This window comes from Photobacterium sp. SP02 (assembly GCF_038519165.1).
Lineage (GTDB): Bacteria > Pseudomonadota > Gammaproteobacteria > Enterobacterales > Vibrionaceae > Photobacterium > Photobacterium halotolerans.
Window position 1 is genome coordinate 15,130 of sequence record NZ_JASJOJ010000022.1, and the last position, 19,700, is coordinate 34,829.

17 protein-coding genes and 1 tRNA gene are annotated in these 19,700 nt (G+C 49.5%); 12 read left to right on the plus strand and 6 right to left on the minus strand.

Going from position 1 to position 19,700, the window contains the following annotated elements; translation table 11 throughout:
• Positions 1-106: 106 nt before the first annotated feature.
• Positions 107-985 carry a LysR family transcriptional regulator gene (locus P0Y67_RS11385; RefSeq protein ID WP_027252858.1) on the minus strand — a complete coding sequence of 293 codons (879 nt, stop codon included), beginning with the start codon at positions 983-985 and terminating at the stop codon, positions 107-109.
• A gap of 329 nt (positions 986-1,314) precedes the next feature.
• On the opposite strand from P0Y67_RS11385, the gene P0Y67_RS11390 reads away from it, so the two are divergent.
• From P0Y67_RS11390 to galU, 3 genes are all read left to right on the plus strand, one after another.
• Positions 1,315-2,403 carry a response regulator gene (locus P0Y67_RS11390; protein ID WP_342391957.1) on the plus strand — a complete coding sequence of 363 codons (1,089 nt, stop codon included), beginning with the start codon at positions 1,315-1,317 and terminating at the stop codon, positions 2,401-2,403.
• 149 nt (positions 2,404-2,552) lie between these two features.
• Positions 2,553-3,053, plus strand: coding sequence for a transcription/translation regulatory transformer protein RfaH (gene rfaH, locus P0Y67_RS11395; RefSeq protein ID WP_342391958.1), 501 nt, complete (start codon positions 2,553-2,555; stop codon positions 3,051-3,053).
• Between the two features lie 156 nt (positions 3,054-3,209).
• On the plus strand, positions 3,210-4,112 hold the full coding sequence (galU, locus tag P0Y67_RS11400) for a UTP--glucose-1-phosphate uridylyltransferase GalU (protein WP_342391959.1): 903 nt from the start codon (positions 3,210-3,212) through the stop codon (positions 4,110-4,112).
• Between the two features lie 100 nt (positions 4,113-4,212).
• Here galU and folD read toward each other — a convergent pair whose 3' ends face one another.
• Positions 4,213-5,070, minus strand: a complete 858-nt coding sequence (gene folD, locus P0Y67_RS11405) for a bifunctional methylenetetrahydrofolate dehydrogenase/methenyltetrahydrofolate cyclohydrolase FolD (protein WP_342391960.1) — start codon at positions 5,068-5,070, stop codon at positions 4,213-4,215.
• Between the two features lie 352 nt (positions 5,071-5,422).
• On the opposite strand from folD, the gene P0Y67_RS11410 reads away from it, so the two are divergent.
• The 8 genes from P0Y67_RS11410 (at position 5,423) to P0Y67_RS11445 (ending at position 14,872) form a co-directional block, all read left to right on the plus strand.
• A tRNA-Arg gene (locus P0Y67_RS11410) sits at positions 5,423-5,499 on the plus strand.
• Positions 5,500-5,916: 417 nt separating this feature from the next.
• On the plus strand, positions 5,917-7,221 hold the full coding sequence (gene tig, locus P0Y67_RS11415) for a trigger factor (protein ID WP_337114045.1): 1,305 nt from the start codon (positions 5,917-5,919) through the stop codon (positions 7,219-7,221).
• 107 nt (positions 7,222-7,328) lie between these two features.
• Entirely contained in the window at positions 7,329-7,952 is a 624-nt protein-coding gene (gene clpP / locus P0Y67_RS11420; RefSeq protein WP_192015102.1) for an ATP-dependent Clp endopeptidase proteolytic subunit ClpP, read from the plus strand.
• 114 nt (positions 7,953-8,066) lie between these two features.
• The gene (gene clpX / locus P0Y67_RS11425; protein WP_342391961.1) at positions 8,067-9,347 is read left to right on the plus strand and encodes an ATP-dependent protease ATP-binding subunit ClpX; all 1,281 of its coding nucleotides are present in this window, start codon (positions 8,067-8,069) and stop codon (positions 9,345-9,347) included.
• Positions 9,348-9,486: 139 nt separating this feature from the next.
• On the plus strand, positions 9,487-11,859 hold the full coding sequence (gene lon / locus P0Y67_RS11430; RefSeq protein WP_337114044.1) for an endopeptidase La: 2,373 nt from the start codon (positions 9,487-9,489) through the stop codon (positions 11,857-11,859).
• 234 nt (positions 11,860-12,093) lie between these two features.
• The gene (gene hupB, locus P0Y67_RS11435) at positions 12,094-12,366 is read left to right on the plus strand and encodes a nucleoid-associated protein HU-beta (RefSeq protein ID WP_027252850.1); all 273 of its coding nucleotides are present in this window, start codon (positions 12,094-12,096) and stop codon (positions 12,364-12,366) included.
• Between the two features lie 195 nt (positions 12,367-12,561).
• Positions 12,562-14,454, plus strand: coding sequence for a peptidylprolyl isomerase (ppiD, locus tag P0Y67_RS11440; protein WP_342391962.1), 1,893 nt, complete (start codon positions 12,562-12,564; stop codon positions 14,452-14,454).
• Positions 14,455-14,587: 133 nt separating this feature from the next.
• Positions 14,588-14,872: a ComEA family DNA-binding protein gene (locus P0Y67_RS11445; protein ID WP_342391963.1), complete on the plus strand. Its 285-nt coding sequence runs from the start codon at positions 14,588-14,590 to the stop codon at positions 14,870-14,872.
• Positions 14,873-14,934: 62 nt separating this feature from the next.
• Here the strand turns inward: P0Y67_RS11445 and rrtA are convergent, their stop codons facing one another.
• Complete coding sequence (gene rrtA, locus P0Y67_RS11450; protein WP_342391964.1) at positions 14,935-15,507, minus strand: rhombosortase; 573 nt, start codon at positions 15,505-15,507, stop codon at positions 14,935-14,937.
• 10 nt (positions 15,508-15,517) lie between these two features.
• On the opposite strand from rrtA, the gene P0Y67_RS11455 reads away from it, so the two are divergent.
• The gene (locus P0Y67_RS11455; RefSeq protein ID WP_342391965.1) at positions 15,518-16,135 is read left to right on the plus strand and encodes a tRNA-uridine aminocarboxypropyltransferase; all 618 of its coding nucleotides are present in this window, start codon (positions 15,518-15,520) and stop codon (positions 16,133-16,135) included.
• Here the strand turns inward: P0Y67_RS11455 and P0Y67_RS11460 are convergent.
• From P0Y67_RS11460 to P0Y67_RS11470, 3 genes are all read right to left on the minus strand, one after another.
• Positions 16,132-17,496 (minus strand): anti-phage deoxyguanosine triphosphatase, encoded by a 1,365-nt coding sequence (locus P0Y67_RS11460; RefSeq protein WP_342391966.1) that lies wholly within the window; start codon positions 17,494-17,496, stop codon positions 16,132-16,134. The two genes, P0Y67_RS11455 and P0Y67_RS11460, sit on opposite strands and share 4 nt — an antisense overlap.
• The gene (gene yfbR, locus P0Y67_RS11465; protein ID WP_046218758.1) at positions 17,496-18,080 is read right to left on the minus strand and encodes a 5'-deoxynucleotidase; all 585 of its coding nucleotides are present in this window, start codon (positions 18,078-18,080) and stop codon (positions 17,496-17,498) included. Before yfbR ends, P0Y67_RS11460 begins: the two co-directional genes overlap by 1 nt.
• 159 nt (positions 18,081-18,239) lie before the next feature.
• On the minus strand, positions 18,240-19,454 hold the full coding sequence (locus P0Y67_RS11470) for a pyridoxal phosphate-dependent aminotransferase (RefSeq protein ID WP_120511392.1): 1,215 nt from the start codon (positions 19,452-19,454) through the stop codon (positions 18,240-18,242).
• Between the last annotated feature and the right edge of the window lie 246 nt (positions 19,455-19,700).

A 19,700-nucleotide genomic window follows, 5' to 3' on the forward strand; every position in this document is an offset into this window, starting at 1 on the left:
TACAGGTTGTTGTTCAGAACACTGTCAGTGCATATCCGGGCACTTTTTGTGTTCTTTGTCATATAACATTTAGACGGGCTTCTGCCGCTTGGCAAGGATAGCAGGCTCAGGATGTGCTGAAGAAGTGACTTGCGAACTCAATAAACAGCCTCAGCTTCTCTGGCTGGTGATCTTTGTGATTATAGAGAAGGTAGACATTGCGCGGGTTGGCCGACCAGTTATCCAGCACTCGCACCAGCTCACCGCTGTGAATGTATTTTTTCAGCATGGCATCTGGCATTAATGTAATTCCCAGCCCGGCCACACAGGCTTTTCTGACCACATTCAGCTGATTGGACTCGAAGCGTCCTTTCTCATTAACCGTGATGCTTTCTCCGTCTTTGTTGCTGAGCCGCCAGCGCAGCAGGGGAGAGCCTTTGAGCAGGGAGTGCTTGGACAGATCTTGTGCATGAGTGAGCGTTGGGTGACGTTGCAGATAATCTGGGCTGGCAACCAGTATATCTTCCACCGCGTTAATTTTACGGGCAATCAGTGCCGAATCACGCTGCGGACCGACACGGAAGATAACATCCCAGTCGGTTGGGTCTAGCTGCTCGGGTTCGTTGCTCAGAAACAGCTCAATGCTGATTGCCGGCTGTTCAAGCATGAAGGCGTTGAGCATAGGTTGCAGCATGACTTTGCTCAGATTGGTCGGGGCCGCTATTTTGAGCCGTCCACTCGCCCCTCTGGACTCTTCCCGAATGTTTTCTGCGGTATCCAGTAACTGTTGAAGCAAGGGGGTACACAGCTGGTAATACTGCTGGCCAGCTTCAGTCAGCGACAGCTTGCGAGCATGGCGGTTTAGCAGGCGAAGATTCAGGCTGTCTTCCAGAGCCTGTATCCGGCGGGTCAGTGTGGCAACAGGCACCTGATGCTTGCGAGAGGCGGCGGTATAGCTGCCTTCCTCAACCACAATGCGAAATAAATTTAAATCATCAAGCTTCATAGGCGTGTCGTGATCGGATATGAGAAAGTGGGAATTGTATAACAAAACACTCAATGTGAAGAGGTTAACATTGAGTGTTATTAAAATAGGAACTTCAGGGACGAAAACGAGTTTCGCAATGGGCAAGATTTTGAACTGGCTTACAGAATACTAAAACTAAAGTTCATGAACAGGCAGACGCCCTGACGTAGCGCGGTTTTACGCCTATCCTAAATGAGAACATTCATCGCGACTACCCAGCTTCGCACAGATTCGATTAGAAGGATGTGCCTGTTCAGCAGAATATTATTCTGTGCTCTTGGCCCCTTGTTTCATGGAGGGCACAATCGTTGCTAGAAGGTAAAGATATCCTCATTGTGGAGGACGATCCGGTGTTTCGCCGGATGATAACAGGCTTTTTGCTATCGCAAGGATGCGAGGTCAGGGAAGCTGAAGACGGTTTGCAGGGACTGCGGGCCCTGCGCGACGGTATCCCTGATGTGCTTTTGTGCGATCTGGCTATGCCTGTATTGACAGGCATGGAGTTTGTTGAAGAAGTTTCACTGCATTACCCTATGATTCCTGTCATTGTCATTTCCGGTACCGGTGAAATGGCCGATGTCGCAGCCGCGCTCAGGCATGGCGTCAAAGATTTTCTGGTCAAACCGCTGGATAACATCATGGTGCTGAAAGCTGCACTGATGTCGGTACTCAAAGCCCAGGAAAACACAACCGAATACACAGACTTTTCCAGCCAGCTATTGCAGCATGACTCGACGGTAGATGAAGAACTGCAGTGGCATATCAATGAGCTGGAATCAAACCCGGAGATTGCACGCGAGCTGCTGGTGGGGCTGATGCCGGACACCTTGTCCCGTCAGGGAGACTGGCAGATGAGCTATTGTGTTTTGCAGTCTGCCGATGTGCAACCTGTGTTGCTCGACTACACTTGGTTGATGGACGGTCGTCTGGCTTTCTATCTGCTTGATGCCGAGTCAGGAGGGCGGCAGGGGGCGGCCACTGTGCTGCTGATACGGGCATTGTTCAATGACTATCTGCGCAAACGTATGGCAAGCGAAAATGACATTTCCAGTATGCTGCAAACCATTGAAAACGGGATGAAGCAGTCGGGGTACGCTGTGCCTATCAAGGGGTTGTTTGGTATTTTTGATGCGTGTGACAGAAGCCTGGTGGTGGTGTCAACCGGATCGGAAGCGATGCTGAGAACCAGTGATGGAGAAATGATAATACCGGCTGGTACCAGTCTGGGAGACGGGGCACGAAAAAACCTCACCTCTTCCTATGTTCTGCCGCATTCTGGCGCACGTTTGTCATTGAGCAAAATTGGCGCCGCCAATTTCAGTATTACGATTCAGCGACTGGACGCCATGAAAGAGCACGAAATCCATCAGGCAGTGAAAGCAAAAACGAAAGTTTAGCGGGTAATCAATAAATCATCATCTTCAGGAATAAACGGGAAAACGTTGGAAAAGTAAACGCTTAGCGTCAATGTACAGGGAAACTATTGAGGTTTATACCTCCCACCATATAATCACTTTCAGACAGACATTTTCCGGGCAGAGACGATATGAAAGATTGGTACCTACTTTATTGCAAGCGAAGCGAGCAGGAGCGGGCCGTGGTCAATCTGGATCGTCAGGGCGTGGAGTGCTATTACCCTCAGGTACTCGTCGAGAAAGTGGTGCGCGGAAAACGCGTCACTGTGAATGAACCACTGTTCCCTAATTATATGTTTGTCTGTTTTGATCCTGAATATGTCAGCTATACCACAGTCCGTTCGACGCGCGGTGTGGCTGACTTTATCCGTCAGGGGGCATACCCGCAAAAAGTTCAGCCTGAATTGCTGCTTGAGTTAATGACGAATGAAAATTGCGAAGAACACCGAAGCCTGTTGTCTAACCTGCCCAAACCCGGCGAGTGCCTCGAGCTCAAACAAGGCCAGTTCAAGGGCCTTGAAGCCATCTATCAGGAACCTGACGGTGAAAAGCGCTCATTCATGTTGATAAACCTGCTCGGCAAACCGGTAAAAATCAGTATAGATAACGCCGATATCGTCCGCCGTGGATAACCTGGCCACGGCTTAACCACTCCGTCATGTCTGTCTGTGCAACTTGTCTTTTTGCCGTCGAGGACACCAGCTCACGCTTATTGCTCAGATCTCTCGCTGCATAAAGGCAAGTTTGTTATATTGCGACTGACAATGACAACGTACATGGAAAAAGCAATGCAAAAGTCTTCCCCAGTTCGTAAAGCGGTCATTCCGGTAGCCGGTTTAGGGACCAGGATGTTACCAGCCACCAAGGCCATTCCCAAAGAGATGCTGCCTATTGTGGATAAACCTCTGATTCAATATGTTGTGAATGAATGTGTTGCGGCCGGTATTAAAGAAATCGTGCTGGTTACCCATTCGTCCAAAAATTCTATTGAAAACCACTTTGATACTTCTTTTGAGCTGGAAGCGACGCTGGAGAAGCGGGTTAAGCGTCAGTTGCTGGACGAAGTACAAAATATCTGCCCAAGTGATGTGACCATAATGCATGTGCGTCAGGGCCAGGCAAAAGGCTTGGGCCATGCGGTGCTTTGTGCCCGTCCTCTGGTCGGCAATGAGCCGTTTGCCGTCGTCCTGCCAGATGTGATTCTGGATGATGCCGCCAGCGATTTGCGCAGTGAGAACATGGCTGCTATGGTCAGGCTGTTCAATGAAACAGGCGTTAGTCAGGTCATGGTAGAGCCGGTGCCAATGTCGGAAGTGTCTAACTATGGTGTGGCTGATGTGAATGGCGAGCAAATTGCGCCAGGCAATTCAGCTGCTATGGCCAAGGTTGTTGAGAAACCTGCGGTTGATCAGGCACCGTCTAACCTGGCTATCGTGGGACGTTATATCCTGCCTGCCGAAATCTGGGAAATTATTGCCAAGACTCCGATTGGTGCAGGGGATGAAATTCAGCTGACAGACGCCATTGATATGCTGATGGAAAAGCAGCAGGTTAATGCGTTCCACATGACAGGTAAGAGTCATGATTGCGGCAGTAAGCTGGGTTATATGCAGGCATTCGTCGAATACGGCTTACGCCACCCTGTGCTCGGGAAAGATTTCGCGGCTTATCTGAAAACGCTGCAAAAATAACGCGGGTTATTGCGGGTTACAAAAGCAGGCCGGTACTGATGAATAACAAAAAGCGAGGTTGATTACCTCGCTTTTTGTCTTTGGAATAACCTAATACCTGTTAGCTTTCGTGGAATTGTTCGCAGGCCAGCAGGGTATTTTCGATCAGTGTGGCAACCGTCATTGGGCCAACACCACCAGGGACGGGAGTAATGTGTTTGGCCTTTTGGCGCGCGACATCGTATTCCACATCACCCACTAGGGTGCCGTTGTCCAGGCGATTGATACCGACATCTATGATAGTCGCGCCTTCTTTAATCCAGCTACCCGGAATAAAGTTAGGCTTTCCTACCGCGACAACCAGGATATCGGCCTGACGAACATGGCTTTCCAGATCCTGGGTGAATCGGTGGCACGTCGTGGTCGTAGCGCCGGCCAGCAGCAGTTCAAGGGTCATAGGACGGCCAACGATATTAGAAGCCCCTACAATAACCGCATGTTTGCCACGTGCCTGGATGTTATAACGCTCCAGCAGAGTGATAATCCCCTTTGGGGTGCATGAACGCAGCTTAGGGATGCGCTGGCACAGACGGCCGACGTTATAAGGATGGAAGCCGTCGACATCTTTCTCGGGATTAATATGTTCAAGCACTTTGGTAGAATCAATGCCTGCAGGCAGAGGCAGCTGTACCAGTATCCCGTCTATGGACTGATCCGCATTCAGTTCATCAATCAGCGCCAGCAGTTCGACTTCTGCAGTATCAGCAGGAAGGTCGAACGAGCGGGAAAGAAAGCCCACTTCTTCACAAGCTTTGCGCTTGCTGCCGACATAAATCTGTGAGGCAGGATCTTGACCTACCAGAATGACGGCTAACCCAGGTGCACGTAACCCCGCGTCAGTGCGAGCCTTAACACGTGCAGCAACTTCTTGTCTGACAGTTTGTGAGATAAGTTTTCCATCAATGATTTGAGCGGCCATGATTTTCCTTCGTACAGAAATGAACTGAGCAGGCTTATTGTCGCAGAGATAAAGGGGGAAATCTATAGCGCAAACGTTTGCTTTTTGCGGTCTTCAGATAAAATCCCTGCGTTAATAAAGAGGTGATCGCTGGCTAAAATGCTGCAATCTAAAGACTTTCAAACAATAAGCGCCTGGCACCCTGGAGAAAGGATGCGCCTCGCTGAGACAACAAAGGGGGATGTTTGCCGTAAGTTTAACCGCTTGGTGCATTTGGCGAGGTATTTTAACGTTTTATCGTTGACCTTGATCTCAAGCGACGTATAATTCACCCCCGTTAGTTAACGCACCTGGTTGTTAACTCTCAGACAATGCGCCCTTAGCTCAGTTGGATAGAGCACGTGCCTTCTAAGCATGTGGTCGCAGGTTCGAATCCTGCAGGGCGCGCCACTTTTCTCCCTTGTACTCCTCTTTTTTTACCCGCTTAGTCATTTTTCATCTTAGGTTGCAGTGCGCGAAGCAGCGTGTAGCATTGATTAAAATTCCTGCACTGAATCGACATTTGAACAAAAAAGCGAGGCTAAACTGCAATTTTTTCGTGTTTTCTCTTGAAAATGCGAATTCAGCCCCTATCTTGTCCGAAGGTTTACACTTGGTGTGACACCAGATGCCTCGACGAAAGAGGGCTGGGTCGTTATAATACCGCGCTTTAATTTTTGTTTCAGTGGCATTGGCTAGTGATACAGAAATTGACCGAATTCAGGCGTTATGGTGTTCAAGCCGTAACACGAAAGGATGCCAGCGTCAGCAGAGATCTGACGGGCAAGATAACTCAGTCAACCTGAGTCAGTTTTGAGGTTTAAGAAAATGCAAGTTACCGTTGAAACCACTGAAGGCCTAGAACGCCAAATTACGATTACTGTACCTGCTGCAAACATCGAAGATGCAGTAACTGCTCAACTGCGGAAAATTGCCAAAACCCGTCGTTTTGACGGTTTCCGTCCTGGTAAAGCACCAATCAAGATGGTTGCACGTATGTTCGGCGCATCTGTACGCCAGGACGTGCTGGGTGAAGTGATGCAGCGTCACTACATTGAAGCTATCGTTAAAGAGAAAATTAACCCAGCCGGCGCACCAACGTTCACGCCAGTCGACATGGCTGAAGGTAAAGATCTGGTTTTCAAAGCCACCTTCGAAGTGTTCCCTGAAATTGAACTGACAGGTCTGGACAAGATTGCTATCGAGAAGCCAGCGGCTGAAGTGAAAGAAGAAGACGTTGCTCAGATGCTGGAAACGCTGCGCAAGCAGCAAGCTAACTGGGCAGAAGTCGATGCCGCTGCTGACGCAAATAGCCGTGTTACTATCGATTTCACTGGCTCTATTGACGGTGAAGAATTCGACGGCGGTAAAGCAGAAGCTTTCCCTCTGGCAATGGGCCAGGGCCGTATGATTCCGGGCTTCGAAGAAGGTATCGTTGGTAAGAAAGCGGGTGAAGAGTTCAACATTGAAGTCACTTTCCCTGAAGACTATCACGCCGAGAACCTGAAAGGTAAAGCGGCTGTGTTCGCTATCAAACTGCACAAAGTAGAAGCTCAGGAGCTGCCAGAGCTGAACGAAGAATTTGTGAAGAAGTTTGGTGTTGAAGACGGTTCTGTTGACGGCCTGAAAGCTGAAGTGCGCAAGAACATGGAGCGCGAGCTCAAGCAAGCGGTTAAAGGCCGTATCAAGGATCAGGTTCTGAATGGTCTGATTGAGCAAAACGACATTGCTGTTCCTTCTGCCCTGATTGACCAGGAAGTTAACGCTCTGCGTCAGCAAGCTGTTCAGCGTTTCGGCGGTAATGCGGATAATGCACCAGAGCTGCCACGTGAGCTGTTCGAAGAGCAGGCTAAGCGTCGTGTAGTGGTTGGTCTGCTGCTGGGTGAAGTGATCAAGGCTGAAGAACTGAAAGCGGATGACGAGCGAGTTAAGGCGCTGATCACTGAAATGGCATCTGCTTATGAAGATCCAACGGAAGTTGTTGCATACTACGAAAAGAATGAGCAACTGATGAACAACATGCGTAATGTTGCTCTGGAAGAACAAGCGATTGATGCTCTACTGGCTAAAGCACAGGTTTCAGAAAAACAAGTAAGCTTCAATGAGCTGATGAATCAGCAACCAGCAGCTTAATTGACTGAAATGACTGTAAAGATTTGACTTCATTTCAAATCTTCTGCTAACAATGGTCCGTATGAGTCAATCATTCGGGCCATTAATTTTTTTGGGGAAATAAGGTTATGAGCTACCAAGATAATAACGCCATGTCGCCAATTATGAATGCGCTGGTTCCTATGGTGGTCGAGCAGACCTCTCGTGGCGAGCGTTCCTACGACATCTATTCCCGACTATTGAAGGAGCGTGTGATCTTCCTGACCGGCCAGGTTGAAGATCAGATGGCGAACCTGGTTGTGGCACAGCTGTTGTTCCTGGAGTCAGAGAACCCTGACAAAGATATTTTCCTGTATATTAACTCTCCTGGTGGCTCAGTCACTGCAGGTATGTCTATCTATGACACTATGCAACACATCAAACCGGATGTGAGTACCTTCTGTATGGGACAAGCATGTTCAATGGGTGCATTCCTGCTGGCAGGTGGAGCGAAAGGTAAACGTTTTTGTCTGCCTAATTCCCGTGTAATGATTCATCAACCATTAGGCGGTTTCCAGGGACAGGCTTCTGATATTCAGATTCATGCTCAGGAAATTCTGACAATTAAGAAGCGATTGAACAATCTGCTGGCTGATCATACTGGCCAACCATTGGAAATCGTTGAAAAAGATACAGACCGTGACAACTTCATGTCTGCTGAGCAGGCTGCGGAGTATGGACTGGTCGATGCCGTTTTGAATAAGCGTGACTAACCTGTCATTATGGTGCACAGTGCTCTGAAGGCGCAAGGTGACAGCAAAGTGACGAGAGATGTTATACACTCAAAACAAGGCAAGGATGGGTGAAACCCAATATGAGGTTAGCGAATGACAGATAAGCGAAAAGAGAGTGGTAGTGGAAAACTGCTGTACTGCTCTTTCTGCGGTAAAAGTCAGCATGAAGTTCGCAAGCTGATTGCTGGCCCTTCTGTGTATATTTGCGATGAGTGCGTCGATCTGTGTAACGACATCATTCGCGAAGAAATCAAAGAAGTTATGCCAAAGCGCGATGGTAATGAACTGCCAACGCCAAGGGAGATCCGCACGCACTTAGATGATTATGTCATCGGCCAGGATCACGCGAAGAAAGTACTGGCTGTAGCTGTCTACAACCATTACAAGCGTTTGCGGAATGGCGACACCACAAGTGATGGTGTCGAGTTGGGTAAAAGTAACATCCTGCTGATAGGTCCGACGGGTAGTGGTAAAACACTGCTTGCAGAAACGCTGGCGCGTATGCTGGATGTACCTTTCACTATGGCGGATGCAACGACCCTGACCGAAGCCGGTTATGTCGGTGAAGATGTAGAAAACATCATCCAGAAGTTGCTGCAGAAATGTGATTACGATGTCGCCAAAGCTGAGCGCGGAATCGTTTATATTGATGAGATTGACAAGATTTCCCGTAAATCTGACAACCCATCAATTACCCGTGACGTGTCAGGCGAAGGTGTGCAGCAGGCGCTGCTGAAATTGATCGAGGGTACGGTTGCCTCTGTGCCTCCACAGGGCGGTCGTAAACATCCTCAGCAGGAGTTCCTGCAGGTTGATACATCGAAAATACTCTTTATTTGTGGTGGTGCGTTTGCAGGCCTGGATAAAGTGGTAGAGCAGCGTGTGGCAACCAGTTCAGGTATTGGTTTTGGTGCGGAAGTCCGCTCTAAAGACCAGCGCAACACACTCAGCGATTTGTTCGAGAAAGTCGAACCGGAAGATCTGGTGAAATACGGCTTGATCCCTGAGTTTATCGGTCGTCTGCCAGTCACTGCGATTTTGAGTGAGCTGGATGAATCTGCTCTGGTGCAGATTCTGCGTGAACCGAAAAATGCGCTGACAAAACAGTATGCTGCATTACTGGAGCTGGAAAACGTTGAACTGGAATTTCGTGACGATGCGCTGCAGGCAATTGCCCGTAAAGCCATGGAACGTAAAACCGGTGCACGTGGCCTTCGCTCTATCGTAGAGGCGGTGCTGCTGGATACCATGTATGAGCTACCTTCTGCCGAAGGCGTGAGTAAAGTAGTGATTGATGAATCAGTCATTAAAGGGGAATCTGAACCTTTGCTGATTTATGAAAACACTGAAAATCAAGTTGCAGGCGGCGAGTAAGTGGTTGCAAAACGTACAGTTTGAGTAAATAAAGGAGGCTTTGGCCTCCTTTTTGATTTTCTGGCAAATCGACCGTTGAATCTTGTCAGTCTGCCCCCATATACTCACTAAAAGAGACTGAACGGAAAGAGAGAACAATATGAACCTGGAGCGTTCGGAACGCCTTGCCATTCCCGTTCTGCCACTGCGTGACGTGGTGGTCTACCCTCATATGGTTATTCCATTGTTTGTAGGCCGGGATAAATCCATTCGTTGCCTTGAAACCGCAATGGATAACGATAAACAAATTTTGTTGGTTGCCCAAAAAGAAGCGGCAACTGACGAACCAACCGTTGACGATCTCTATGATGTCGGCACAGTGGCGACCATACTGCAGCTCCTGAAATTGCCTGATGGCACAGTGAAGGTGTTGGTAGAAGGTCAGCAGCGTGCAAACGTTAAGAAGTTGACTGACGACGAATTTTTCAGTGCGGAAGCGGAATTTCTGGTCACGCCGGAAATGGACGAACGCGAGCAGGAAGTGCTGGTTCGCACTGCGATCAATCAGTTTGAAGGCTTTATCAAGCTGAACAAAAAGATCCCGCCTGAAGTGTTAACGTCACTGAATGGTATTGATGAGGCCGCTCGCCTTGCTGATACCATTGCTGCGCACATGCCACTGAAATTGGCAGATAAGCAGAAAGTGCTCGAAATCGTGGATATCACGGAACGTCTTGAGTTCCTGATGGCCATGATGGAATCTGAAATTGATCTGCTGCAGGTCGAGAAACGTATCCGTGGCCGCGTCAAGAAACAGATGGAAAAGAGCCAGCGCGAGTACTATCTGAATGAGCAGATGAAAGCCATCCAGAAAGAATTGGGTGAGCTGGACGATGCGCCGGATGAATTCGAATCGTTGAAGAAAAAAATCGACGAGTCGAAGATGCCAGCCGAAGCGCGTGAAAAAACTGAGCAGGAATTGCAAAAGCTGAAAATGATGTCGCCGATGTCAGCTGAAGCGACTGTGGTTCGTGGTTATATTGACTGGATGCTGAGTGTGCCCTGGCACAAGCGTACCAAGGTCAAAAAAGATCTGGCTAAAGCGGAAGAGATCCTCAACGCCGATCACTATGGTCTGGAACGCGTCAAAGACCGCATTCTTGAGTACTTAGCCGTCCAGAGCCGTATCAATAAGCTGAAAGGCCCGATCCTGTGTCTGGTTGGCCCTCCTGGTGTCGGCAAAACGTCTCTGGGGCAGTCGATTGCTGCAGCCACTGGCCGTAAATACGTGCGTATGGCGCTGGGTGGGGTGCGTGATGAAGCGGAAATCCGTGGTCACCGCCGGACTTACATCGGCTCAATGCCGGGCAAGCTGATCCAGAAAATGGCCAAAGTTGGCGTGAAAAATCCACTGTTCCTGCTGGATGAGATCGACAAGATGTCTTCCGACATGCGTGGCGATCCTGCCTCAGCCTTGCTGGAAGTCCTGGATCCGGAACAGAACAATGCGTTTAACGACCATTATCTGGAAGTGGATTACGATTTGTCCGACGTGATGTTTGTGGCGACATCGAACTCAATGAATATTCCTGGCCCGTTACTGGACCGTATGGAAGTGATTCGTCTGTCTGGTTATACCGAGGACGAAAAACTTAATATCGCCAAACGCCACTTGCTGGAAAAACAGATTCAGCGTAACGGCCTGAAAAAAGGCGAAGTGGAGATAGAAGATTCTGCCATCATCGGCATTATCCGCTACTACACCCGTGAAGCTGGCGTGCGTAATCTCGAGCGTGAAATTTCCAAGCTGTGCCGTAAAGCGGTGAAAGAGATCCTGCTGAACCCGGAAGTGAAGAAGGTCACCATTAATCAGGCGAACCTGAAGCAGTATCTGGGAGTGCAGCGCTTTGACTACGGAAAAGCAGAAGAAAGCAACCGTATTGGACAAGTCACCGGGCTGGCGTGGACCGAGGTGGGCGGCGATTTGCTGACCATTGAAACTGAGTCTATGCCGGGCAAAGGCAAGCTGTCTTACACCGGGTCTCTCGGCGATGTGATGCAGGAGTCTATCCAGGCAGCAATGACTGTGGTGCGTACGCGTGCAGAGAAACTGGGTATTAATAACGACTTCTATGAGAAGCGTGATATCCATGTTCATGTTCCTGAAGGGGCGACGCCTAAAGACGGCCCAAGTGCGGGTATTGCAATGTGTACGGCACTGGTGTCGAGTCTGACAGGGAACCCTGTGCGCAGCGATGTCGCGATGACAGGTGAGATTACCCTGCGTGGTGAAGTTCTGCCTATCGGTGGTTTAAAAGAAAAACTGCTGGCAGCACACCGTGGCGGCATTAAAACTGTGCTGATTCCGAAAGAGAATGAACGTGATCTGGAAGAGATCCCGGACAACGTTATTGCTGATTTGGAAGTCCGCCCGGTTCGCTGGATTGATGATGTGTTACGCATCGCCCTGGAAAATAATCCGACTGGGATCGAGCTGGTAAACGCTCAAAACAGTGATATGCAGCAAAATTAACAGATGTAAGGGGCTGACTGCGATGGAAATCGCTTGTCAGCCTTTTTCTGTCTGGCTATAAGTGGGGTCTAATTTGCTGTAAGCTCAATAATAACAAGGCTTACAGCCTGTTCAGTGTCACAATGAGCTGATAAATTAGACCTGATACAAGTTTTTGATTGTCCTTTGTCGTCACAGCGTAAACATAGATTATGCTGTTGTCAGGAAGACAATGTTCATAGAGGGGAAGAAATCGTGAACAAAACTCAATTGGTTGATAAAATCGCCGAAGGTGCTGATATTTCTAAAGCATCTGCTGGCCGTGCGCTGGACGCTTTCATTGAGGCAGTTTCTGAGTCTCTGAAGGAAGGTGACCAGGTTGCGCTGGTTGGTTTTGGTACATTCTCTGTTCGTGAGCGCGCTGCCCGTACCGGCCGTAACCCACAAACTGGTGAAGAAATCCAAATCGCAGCAGCACGTGTACCAGGTTTCAAACCAGGTAAAGCGCTGAAAGATTCTGTCAACTGATTCTGGCTTTGCCAGTAAGTTGAAATGAACAAAACCTTACGCTTCTTGTCATATAGTGGCATTATTGCGTAACACGAGAGCGCATCATATCTGATGCGCTTTTTTTACATTGTATCAGGGTGAACAGATTGTGATTCTTCAGAGTCGTAATCAACAATTATTGCCAGCTCGAACAACTAGGAGATACGGCACGTTATGATGGAGCGGATGCGCGAAGGCGTTAGCAGCATTTGGGTGAAGATTATTCTCTCCCTAATCATATTTTCTTTTGTCTTTGCCGGTGTAGGCAGTTATCTGGCAAATTCTAATCAGCCTGTAGCGGCAAAGATTGACGGCGAGGAAATCAGCCAGAATCAGTTCGAGCAGGCATACCAGAACGAACGTAACCGTATGCAGTCGCAGCTGGGAGAGTATTTCTCTACGCTGATGGGTGACCCTGGCTATGTTCAGCAGTTTCGTCGCAGTGTGTTAGATCGTTTGGTGAACGATGCGCTGATTGAGCAACGTGCTAACGAGCTGGGCTTACGTATCAGTGATGATCAGGTGAAGCAAGCTATCCGTTCAATGCCTGAGTTTCAGCGTGACGGTAAGTTTGACAACGAAGTGTATGCTTCTTTGCTTCGCCGCTCGCGTTTCACGCCTGATCAATTTGCCGAGTACATGCGTACCGACATGCTGCGTCAGCAGCTGCTGAGCGCTATTCAGGGCAGTGATTTTGCGCTGAGCAATGAATTGACTCAGTTGCAGCAGCTGGAGCAACAACAGCGTGAAGTGCGCAGTCTGACCCTGAACCTTGATACGTTTAAGGCAACTGTTGAGATCTCAGAAAGCGACAGCAAAGATTACTATGAGCAGCATCCGGAAGCCTTTACACGTCCGGAGCAAGTGAAAGTTGCTTATATTGAGCTGTCTGGCGATACGCTGAAAAATACCATGGATGTCAGTGATGATGAGCTCGATGCGTATTATCAGGATAATCTGGCTAAGTTTTCGACGCCTGAACAGCGCCATGTTCGCCACATTCTGATTCAGGGTGACGATGCTGAGGCCCAGTCAAAGGCGGAGGCGATTCTTGCCGAGCTGAACCAGGGTGCGGATTTTTCCGAGCTGGCAAAGTCGAAATCGGATGACACTTTTAGTGCGAAACAGGGTGGTGAGCTGGACTGGTTTGAGCGTGGTGTGATGGACCCTGCGTTTGAAGAAGCGGCTTTTGCTCTGGAAAACCAAGGCGATCTGTCTGGCGTAGTGAAATCTTCATTTGGCTATCACATCATTCAGCTGGAAGCGGTCAAAGCGCCTACGGCCAAGCCTCTTGCCGAGGTTCGCAGTGACCTGTTAGCGGATCTGCGTGAGCAAAAAGCGGCTGAAGCGTTTTATCAGCTGCAGACCAAACTGGCGGAATCTGCTTTCGAGATGCCGGATTCGCTGGATGATGCGGCTAAAGCGGTCAACGCTAAAGTACAGAAGACTGACTTCTTCGCACTCAACAATGCCCAGGGCGTGTTGGCTTCACCTGCTGTTGTCCAGGCGTTAAGCAGTGCGGAAGTACGTGAAGATGGTTTGAATTCTGAAGTCATTGAATTGGGTTCAGAGCATATTATCGTTGTGCGTGTTGATGAGTCTCGCCCTGAGCAACTGCTACCCTTTGAAGAGGTTGCTGATCAGGTGCATGAGATCATGGCAGCCCAGCGTGGTGAAGAAGCGGCTGAGAAGCAGGCTGATGAGATTCTTGCTGCATTGCGTGATGGTGATAACGCCATTTTGGAGCAGCATGAACTGAGCTTCTCTGAACCTCAGACTATCAGTCGTCGTGGCAGCGATCCTGTGATTGCACAAGAAGCATTTGCGATGGCAAAACCTGAAGCGGGTAAGTCGGTCTACGGTGTGACTCATGACCAGCAGGGCAATGTTGTTGTGATTGCGCTGGATAAAGTGATTGAGCCTGAGATTGACTCGGCCAGCGTGAATGGGCAACTGGCCGAGCAGGTTGCTCAGATGAATGCTCAGCAGGATGTGGCCGCTTTACTTGATGTGCTGCGCGCCGATGCAGAAGTGACCTATCCGGTATTGGATGCATCTGCAAACTAAATGTAATTGATATTTATAATAGACGGGCCGCTTTGTGCGGCCCGTCGTTTTTTTATCTTGTCATATTCTGGCGAGCATTATTGTGTGATTAAAAATGATTATCCTTGTGCTGAATTAACACGAAGGAGAAAAAATGAAAAACACATTTGCATTAATTTTGCTGGCATCGAGCGTTGTCTTACCTGGAGTGGTGGATGCGGCCGATAAGCATGAAGGGATTGAAATAACAATTAATATCAATAGTGCCAATGCTGAGGAACTGGATAAGCTGCTATTAGGCGTTGGTCCGGATAAAGCTCAGAACATTATTGAATACCGGGAGCAGAATGGGAAATTTGCCACTATCGAGGATCTGAGTAAGGTCAAAGGCATTGGCGCCTCTACTGTAGACAAAAACCGCGATCGCATTCAGCTCTGATGAGCTGAAGACTGAAACGCCACTATCTTGTAAGGGGTGCCATGCGCCCCTTGCAACCTGCATTATTTAACAGGCGATGCTGATAACCGGAAAGCCGGTGGCAGCATGGCTAACAGGAAGCCGCCGACAGCCCCTGCAAGATGCGCTTCTACTGCAATCTGTGCATGAATCATGGATGCGGTTTCAGCGGACCCTCCGCTATACAAATCCCAGCTGATTTTTAAGATACCGGCTATCAGCATTAACCGTCCCCCTGCACGTTGGGTGCGGATATCCTGACAGGCTCCCCAAATGAAAATCCCATGTAACAGGCCGGACAACCCTGAGTAACCGTCCAGCTTGGTAAGAAACAGGGACAGACCTACAATCAGGCTTAACGAGGCTAATAGCAGCCCGAAGCGCCCAGCAGTCAGATAAAACCGGAACAGATAACTGATTATCAGCAGACCTGACACATTCATGCCGAGATGGGCCCAATTGGTATGGGTGAAATTTCCTGTTAGGATCCGCCACCATTGCCCGGCTTCAATAAATGGTCGCTGCCATTCCAGCAGAGCGTGCAGCGGTGCAAGCTGTGCCGCGACACAAAACAGACAGATTGCCAGCAGGGACAGGAGCAGAGATCGTGATAACAAGGGCACCTCAATGAGCCGATACTGTGTAGATTGCGGTAAAGCAGGCAATGCCTGCATTTGCCAATGGATTGAAAAAATTGATGCTAGAACTGAACTCTGGATATTGCAACACCCGTCTGAGGTCAGCCGGCCGCTTGGTACGGCCCGTATTCTGACTCTATCACTGCCAAACGCGCGTTTATGGGTAGGTGAAGATTTCAGCCGGCACGAGGAAATCAATAACCTGCTGGCTGATCCTGATCGCCATGCTGCGGTACTCTATCCGCACGAGCAGGCTGTGCCGCTTTCCCGCCGGGCTGCAGCGAATTCGCCGTCCCCTCTGACGACATTAATACTGCTGGATGGTACTTGGAAGAAGGCGTATAAAATGTGGCGCTTGTCAGCTAACCTGCAAGCCTTACCGTGCGTGTGCCTTGATGATGTACCTGCGGGGAACTACCGGATTCGAAAATCGCCCAAACAATCAGGATTATCAACCGTTGAAGCCGCCTTTCACGCCTTGAGTCAGCTTGAAGGCGAAAGCCGGTGTTTTTTGCCATTAGTGACGGCGTTTGAAAAGATGATTGATTTTCAGATCAGCCAGATGCCGCCCGGACTGTTCGAACGGCATTATGGCAAGCAGCCTTAAACGATAGGCCCTATTTTCCATTCGCTGGCAGGCTGAAACAGGTTACTGTAAAGACGTTGGGCGAACCCGTCAGTCATCCCTGCTATGTAATCGGCAATGATCCGCTGTTCATTGTCACTATGATGGATGGCTGTGCGCCAGCGATCTCGGGTACTGGCCGGCAGCAACCGCTCGGGATCTGAGGTGAAAGCCTCGAACATTTCCATGATAATCTGCTGCCCTTTGTACTCAAGCAGCTGAATTTCCGGTTTATGGACCACGTACTCGCTGACAAATTGCTTCAGTACTGTCAGGGCATTTTCCATCGGCGCCGACAGGTAGGCGTTCCATTTTAGCAGTGGTTCGCTGAATGCCGGGGCACTTTCAGCGGTTGTCGGGCCGATCTCAATCGCTGTGATAAGGGCATTCACTAAAGCGCCAATCGCATCTTTGCGCTGATGGTGATCGGCAAACAGCTGCTGGCTCAGCCACTCCGTCCGAGTGGCCAGCCAGGGTTCCCCACAGTGCAGTAACTGGCTGGCCGCAGCCTCTTCCCATTGTTTCTGTGTCACTATGCCCATGACGATGGCATCTTCCAAATCGTGCACGCCATACGCAATGTCGTCGGCAAGCTCCATGATGGAGCAGTCCAGAGACTTAAAGCGTGTTTTGAGGTGCTGAGTGGGGGAGTGCCGCTCGCTGCGCATCATACCGAACAGTTCCCTGTCGTGCTCAGGCAGGCCAGACAGCACCCACTCAAAGGTCTCCTTGTCGTCGCGGTAAATGCCTTTGGCCGGCTGCCAGTCTTTGGCACGCAAATGGCGGAAGGCGCTGACTTCAGGAGGCTGCTCTGTGGCTCTTGTATCGCGGATAAAAGCCGGGTATTTCAGCAGCCCGAGCAAAGTGCGGCGCGACAAATTCATACCAAACTTTTCGGTATAGGGCTCAAGTAATGTGACAATTCTGAAAGTTTGCGCATTGCCTTCAAAGCCACCATGATCACGCATCATATAATTGAGCGCTACCTCACCACCATGACCAAACGGCGGATGCCCTATGTCATGCGCCAGACACAGGCTTTCCATCAGGCTGTTTGAGGGTAAGAGCGAGCGAAATTCGGGCTGCTTGATTTTCAGCTGGGCCACTATGCCGGTGCCGATTTGGGAAGCTTCCAGCGAGTGGGTCAGTCGGGTGCGGTAAAAGTCGTGGTGACCGGCGCCATGGACCTGGGTTTTGGCCTGTAAGCGGCGAAAGGCCGCTGAATGAAGAATTCTGGCGCGATCACGCTGATAGGCAGTACGGTGATCATCGCGTCTTTCCTTGTGCTCCTGACTCTTTCTTGCTTGCCACAGAGCGGTGCTTGGGTCACTGGGTAAGGGCATTAACTGATCTCATCCAAAGTTAGGTTGAAACTGGTGGCGAAGGTTTTCAGGAAATAGCTCATTTCCTGTGTCTTTCGCTCTTCCAGCGTTTCTTCGAGACGTTTCTTGGCCTGTGTGAATTCGTGATTGCCGGCACTGAGCTCTTCCAGACATTTCAGGTAAGCACACAAGGTATCGGCCTGCTTGACTATGTGGTAGTCCTGCTGGTCGATGGCATCACTGACCAGCAAAGGGGCGTAGTCGGCCTGAAACTCGTCGGGGAGCATAGAAAGCAGCCTTTGCTCGGCGGCCAGTTCAATCTTTTTGTACTCTTCTGCAATAGTCGGGTTGAAGTATTTGATCGGTGTTGGCATGTCGCCTGTCAGCACTTCACTGGCATCATGAAACATGGCCAGCAGGGCGATACGTTCAGGGTTTAGCTGCCCACCGAAGTGGCGGTTTTTGATCAATGCCAGAGCGTGGGCCACAAAAGCCACCTGAAGGCTGTGTTCTGAGACATTCTCAGTTGCCACGCAGCGCATAAGCGGCCAGCGCTGAATCAGTTTCATACGAGCGAGATGAGCAAAAAAATGGCTGGTTTTCATGATGTTTCCACATTGATCAGACTGCTATTTAAACCTAACAGATTTTTTGCAGCCTAGGAAACAACAAAAGCCCCGAGAACCGGGGCTTTGCGATACATACTGAAGGGTTTATTGCCAATAACCAGTTATTGGCGGTAACTATTTATTGGCGATAACCAGTTATTGGCGGTAACCGTGAAGAAATCGCTCCAAACGACCGATGGCCATTTCCAGGTCATCAACCCTGGGTAATGTCACTATGCGGAAGTGATCCGGCTTTTTCCAGTTAAAACCTGTGCCGTGGACTATCAGTACTTTCTCTTGCTGCAGGAAGTCCAGTGCCATTTTCTGATCATCGACAATGTTGAACTTCTTCTGATCCAGTTTAGGGAATAGGTACAAGGCACCTTTAGGTTTCACGCATGACACGCCGGGAATTTGCGTAATCATGTCGTAGGCCTTGTTTCTTTGCTCTAACAAGCGACCGCCAGGCAGGATAAGCTCGTTAATGCTCTGGTAGCCGCCTAAGGCTGTCTGTACCGCATGCTGCATCGGCACGTTGGCACACAGGCGCATTGAGGCCAGCATATCCAGGCCTTCGATGTAGCGTTTGGCGACGTGGCGTGGCCCTGAGAGTAACATCCAGCCAGCGCGGAAGCCGCAGACACGGTAAGACTTAGACAAGCCATTGAAGGTGACACAGAACACGTCTTCCGCCAGTGGTGCAATAGAAGTGTGCTGGGCGCCGTCATAGAGAATTTTGTCGTAAATTTCGTCGGCAAAGATAATCAGTTTGTGCTGACGGGCGATTTCAATCACTTCCAGCAAAAAGTCACGGCTGTAGACAGCACCGGTCGGATTGTTCGGGTTGATCAACACAATCCCGCGCGTTTTCGGGGTGATTTTACTGCGAATGTCGTCAAGGTCCGGATACCAGTCTGATTCTTCATCACAGATATAGTGCACCGGATTGCCGCCAGACAAGGAGATAGCCGCCGTCCACAGCGGGTAATCGGGTGCAGGAACCAGAATTTCATCCGTGTTATCCAGCAGTGCCTGCATCGCCATGACGATCAGTTCGGATACGCCATTGCCGATATACACGTCTTCGACATCCAAATCCAGCAGACCGCGTTTCTGGTAATGCTGGACCACGGCTTTACGCGCCGAGTAAATGCCTTTCGAATCGCAGTAACCCTGTGAGGTTGGCAGATTGCGGATCACGTCCACCAGGATCTCATCCGGCGCATCAAAACCGAATGGGGCGGGGTTGCCAATGTTGAGCTTAAGAATTTTGTGGCCTTCTTCTTCCATGCGCTTGGCATGTTTAAGAACGGGTCCCCTTATGTCATAACAAACATTGTTGAGCTTGGTAGACATCCCGATGTTGTGCATGTGGTCATCCTGCGAAAAAGTGAACATTTCCCACAAATTACACTAAATGCCACCTTTTGATAAAGGGTTTGCAGGAAAAAATTATGTGAAGGGGCGTAATTTTAAAGTTTATCAGAATAATAAACTAAAAGAGTGAAAAGTGGTCTGTGGGGTGTGAAGCCGATGATCTCTCGGCTTCACTGGATAATGACTGGTTTTAATGATTGATATTGATTTATATATCGGTAGATTATTCTGCATAAATTT